The following is a 4,523-nucleotide window of genomic DNA, read 5'->3' on the forward strand; positions in this document are numbered from 1 at the left end:
TTATACATATAACTTTAAATATATTCGCATATAATTATTACCCATTTACCCCTACCTTTTATGAAAATCAAATACTCTCTAATTTTCCTCCTTCTCTTCGCCTGCCAATTTGCGTCTGCCCAATCGCAGGATTCAATAGCGTTATACCGTCACCATATTGTCATAAACACGCACGTAATACTTGATAGATTAGCTGACCCTGCTAGCCGCATGCCGCTGCATCTTATGTACAAATACCAGTTTTCCCGTAATGGGGCCATTCGGTTTGGAGCAGAGGGGATGTATGCCAAGTCTGACTCTACGCAGTCTTACACAAATCGTCGTGACGAAATTACAGACTTTCTCTTTGGGGGAAGTATTGGCTACGAATGGCAGAGACCGCTCAGCAAACTATTCACACTGTATTACGGAACTGATGGTTTTTATCAGCAGAAAGTGAGGAATATAGAGATGTGGGACGAATTCAGTGAACCGGACCCATATGGTGTAATAGAGAAGCATTCAAAAGATCTTCTTACTACCACCTCTTTCGGAATAAGACCGTTTATTGGCTTCCGCATTAATATTGGCACCAGATTTTATTTATCGACAGAAACAGCATTCCACTTAAGCAAAGTAAAAAGCTCGCAAGATCTCGTACTCTCTCTCAAAACATACTCACCAGAGTACGATAGTTTCGGCAACCCCAAGACCTATATTGACTATACTACCAACAAACTTGTTTTTTCCTACATCCCAATAACGTTTGTCAATCTTAACTGGACTTTCTAAAATTTAAATTAACCTAAAAACAAACTTATGAAGAAGCTCTACTTCTTACTGCTATTCTTAATAGCCCCATTTTTATTAGCTGCAAAACAGCTTTAACGCCTGATGGCAGAGTTCCCCAATGTCCTGGAAATAGAATTGCTTATACAGCTTTTCCAGCAGGTGGTTCTGCTTCTGCCAATTATGCAGGCTGCTCTTTTAAATGGTCTATTACCAACGGCAAATTTTACATTACTAACAGCAGTGATGATTACACTACATCCAACAGTTCTGTAGAAGTAATCTGGAACGATGTAACAAATAAAGGAGAATTAAAAGTAACAATTACGTCCTGTAACAACAAATCTAATGATGGCACACCAACTACTGGTGGCGTCATAATCAAATCTATAAACGGTGTTAACCCCTCACAAGTTAAGGTAAACAACGTAGCAAAATCAAGCCACAGTATAGACTGGTGCAGCACAGCCCCTATAACGTTAGCTATAGATAGGCTCGCAATTCCTAACACCCCAAGCAGCTCTAACCCATCCTATTCTTCTACTTTATATGTAGACACCTATGAATGGACGCTACCATCCGGTTGGCGCACTAATGACAATAAGACGGGCACCTTTACGACTCCTTCCTACTCCATCTCGGTTATACCTGCAGCAGGGTCCGGAGGCCAGGTAAAAGTGAGAGGCCTGAACCAGGAATGCAGCATAAGCAGTGTACCAAGGGTAAACTTCTATAGCAATTACAGCACACTCACTATTACGCGCGAACCTCAGGTAAGCGCAATCACTGCTTCCAAAACCAATTTGCACTGCGGCGACAGAAACCCTGTTAACCTCTCGGTTCCAGCCGTGACGGGAGCCACATCCTATACCTGGTCGCTTCCGCAGGGCTGGACGATTTCGGGATCTGCTTCCGGCAATTCTATCTCCGCCATACCGAGCGGCACGAATGGCGGGCAGGTATCGGTAGCGGCCAACATTACCTGCACCACCCCTAACAAGGCGGTCAACTCAACACCTATCACCATCAACTACAACAGCAGCCTGCCTACACCGACGTTCAACAACGCACCTTACGATATAGGAAATACTGCATCTTCCTTTAGCATAACCTCAGTAGCCGGTGCTACCAGCTATACCTGGGAGGCCAGTAGCAACATCCTCATTAATGGGCAAGTGTCACCGCTGCAAAGCACGTCAACGACCGTAGCGATCTCGCAGCGGCCCGGTTACAGTGGCGCAGGCTGGGTAAAGGTAACGGCCAATAGTGCGCAGTGTGGCAGTAGCACTTTAACCAAAAATGTTTGGGTGGGCCAACCAGAAATTTTATACTTCAGCTATTTTGGCAGTGCCAAACACCCTACCTGCCCCTACGAACAGCACACTTTTGCTCCTGTTTACAGTAACGGATATCAGGGGCAGCCATCGCGCTACCGTTGGGCAGTTGGCAATGTGAGCAGCCACGGCGACTTAACAGGCTCAACACTTACTGTAACGGCAGCAGGGTTTAACTTTAGCTCCCGCATGTCAATCGGCTTAGAGGTTGAAACTCCTCTCGGCTGGACACAGCAGTTTGTGATGCTCTACGAGATCCGCGACTGCGACAATGGTGCAGAGCTTATGTTTAGCCCGAATCCAGTCACCGCAGACGAGTTCACCTTAGAACTTTCCGGAAGTTCAGACGAGAGCTACAGCTATACCTTGTATGACTTGCAGGGAAACCAGCGCCTTTCCGGCAAAGCCAAGGGCAAGAAAACCAAAGTTAGCACAAAAGGTATACCTGCTGGCACCTACATGCTCAGAATAGAGCATAAGGGCAAATCCACGACCAGAAGAATGATAATAAAGAAGTAACCACCCTGGTGAATAAACAAGGCCCACGATTGTTTTAATCGTGGGCCTTGTCATTTATAAGCAGGAGACATCATAAATCTAAAAAATCAGACAATTGGCCAATATTTTAAGTTCTTTTGTCCAGGCACTCAAAACGGCGAGACAAAATCCTGTAGCAGCGGCAGTACTTCGTCCTTGGGCGAAACCAGCGGCTGGGCTATACCCCAGTCTATACCCAGGGCTGGGTCGTTCCAGAGGATACCGCCTTCGGATGGCTGATGATACAGGTTGGTGCATTTGTAGAGGAAACTGGTGTTGTCTTCCAGCGCTACAAAGCCGTGGGCAAAGCCTTCCGGAATATAGAGCATGTTATGCTGCTCCGCATCGAGTATGCAGGTGGCGTGCTGTCCGTAAGTGGGGGAGTTTTTGCGGAGGTCGAGCGCCACATCCAGCGCACGGCCCGAAGCAACCCGCACCAGTTTGCCCTGCGCATAAGGCGGCCTCTGAAAATGCAGGCCGCGCAGCACGCCTTTTCTAGAAACAGACTCGTTGTCCTGCACAAAGACCGGGTTGATGCCGAAGGGCGCAAACATGCTGGCATTGTAGGTTTCCATGAACCAGCCACGCTCGTCGCGGAACACGCGTGGTATAAATTCGATCAGGCCTTCAATGTGATAGGTCTTATGCTGCATAGCTGGTGTAAATGGATCTGCTTTGGTTCTTTTAGAAGGGTGGCAAGTTAGGTTTTTTCCCCTTTCTTCTGAAATTTTTCAACTAACTTGCGTCCATCCTGCCTGCTTCCACGGCGCTATACCTGCTAATTTTGACCGGGGCCGGGAACAATTACGTACAATGATTCACGCCGAAAAAAGGCTGACAAACCGCTACGCTTAACATCTGAAAATGGGTAAACAAAAATACTACGAAACCGCCAAGCCGCAGGAAACCGCCGTGCTGGTGGCTGTGCCTGGTTATAAGCAAACCGACGAACAAACTAACGAGTACCTTGACGAACTGGCATTCCTTACCGAAACAGCCGGCGCCGTGGCCATGAAGCGCTTCGTACAAAAGCTTGACAAACCGGACACCCGCACCTTTGTGGGCAGCGGCAAACTGGAAGAGATACAGGCTTATGTGAAAGAGCACAACATCGACATGGTGATCTTTGACGACGACCTGAGTCCTTCGCAGGTGCGCAACATCGAGCGCGAACTGCAGGTCAAGATCGTGGACAGGAGCTTACTGATTCTCGACATCTTCGCGCTCCGTGCCAAAACGGCACAGGCGCACACGCAGGTGGAGTTGGCGCAGTACCAGTATCTCCTACCCCGCCTGACCAACCTCTGGACTCACCTTTCCAAACAAAAGGGTGGTATCGGCATGAAGGGTCCGGGTGAAACCGAGATTGAAACTGACCGTCGTATTGTGCGCGATAAAATATCTTTGCTGCGCGACAGACTGGAGAAGTTCGAGAAACAGAACTTTGAGCAACGCAAGTCACGGGCAGGTATGGTGCGTGTGGCATTGGTGGGATATACTAACGTGGGCAAGTCCACGCTGATGAACCTGCTCTCCAAGTCCGATGTGTTTGCAGAAAACAAACTCTTCGCAACCGTTGACGCCACCGTGCGCAAAGTAGTGCTCGACAACATACCTTTCCTGCTGTCTGACACAGTAGGATTCATCCGCAAGCTACCTACCAAGCTGATCGAAGCCTTTAAGTCCACGCTCGACGAGATCCGCGAAGCTGACCTGCTGGTGCATGTAGTGGATGTGTCGCACCCTTCTTTTGAAGACCATATTGCAGTGGTGAACGATACCCTGCTGGACATTAAATCGGCTGACAAACCGGTGTTGCTGGTGTTCAACAAAATAGACCAGTACCTGGAGCAGCGGGAGCAGGAGATGCAGGAAGAAAGCGGG

At 48.2% G+C, this 4,523-nt stretch carries 4 protein-coding genes; 3 read left to right on the top strand and 1 reads right to left on the bottom strand.

Features of this window, described 5'->3' with window-relative positions; all coding sequences use genetic code 11:
• The first annotated feature begins 60 nt into the window (after positions 1-60).
• Positions 61-771 carry a hypothetical protein gene (locus O71_RS05410; RefSeq protein WP_007654095.1) on the top strand — a complete coding sequence of 237 codons (711 nt, stop codon included), beginning with the start codon at positions 61-63 and terminating at the stop codon, positions 769-771.
• Positions 772-1,445: 674 nt separating this feature from the next.
• Positions 1,446-2,621, top strand: a complete 1,176-nt coding sequence (locus tag O71_RS05415) for a T9SS type A sorting domain-containing protein (RefSeq protein WP_007654103.1) — start codon at positions 1,446-1,448, stop codon at positions 2,619-2,621.
• A 128-nt stretch (positions 2,622-2,749) separates the two neighbouring features.
• On the opposite strand, the gene rfbC is transcribed toward O71_RS05415, so the two are convergent.
• Positions 2,750-3,292 carry a dTDP-4-dehydrorhamnose 3,5-epimerase gene (gene rfbC / locus O71_RS05420; protein WP_007654104.1) on the bottom strand — a complete coding sequence of 181 codons (543 nt, stop codon included), beginning with the start codon at positions 3,290-3,292 and terminating at the stop codon, positions 2,750-2,752.
• Between the two features lie 211 nt (positions 3,293-3,503).
• On the opposite strand from rfbC, the gene hflX reads away from it, so the two are divergent.
• Positions 3,504-4,523: GTPase HflX (gene hflX, locus O71_RS05425; protein WP_007654105.1), on the top strand; the 1,020-nt coding region annotated here is incomplete at its 3' end.

It is taken from the genome of Pontibacter sp. BAB1700, assembly GCF_000277005.1.
In the GTDB taxonomy this organism is placed as follows: domain Bacteria; phylum Bacteroidota; class Bacteroidia; order Cytophagales; family Hymenobacteraceae; genus Pontibacter; species Pontibacter lucknowensis.

Coding starts and splice junctions, on each gene's coding strand:
- rfbC (WP_007654104.1), bottom strand. CDS start 3,292: ATGCAGCATAAGACCTATCACATTGAAGGCCTGATCGAATTTATACCA.
- O71_RS05410 (WP_007654095.1), top strand. CDS start 61: ATGAAAATCAAATACTCTCTAATTTTCCTCCTTCTCTTCGCCTGCCAA.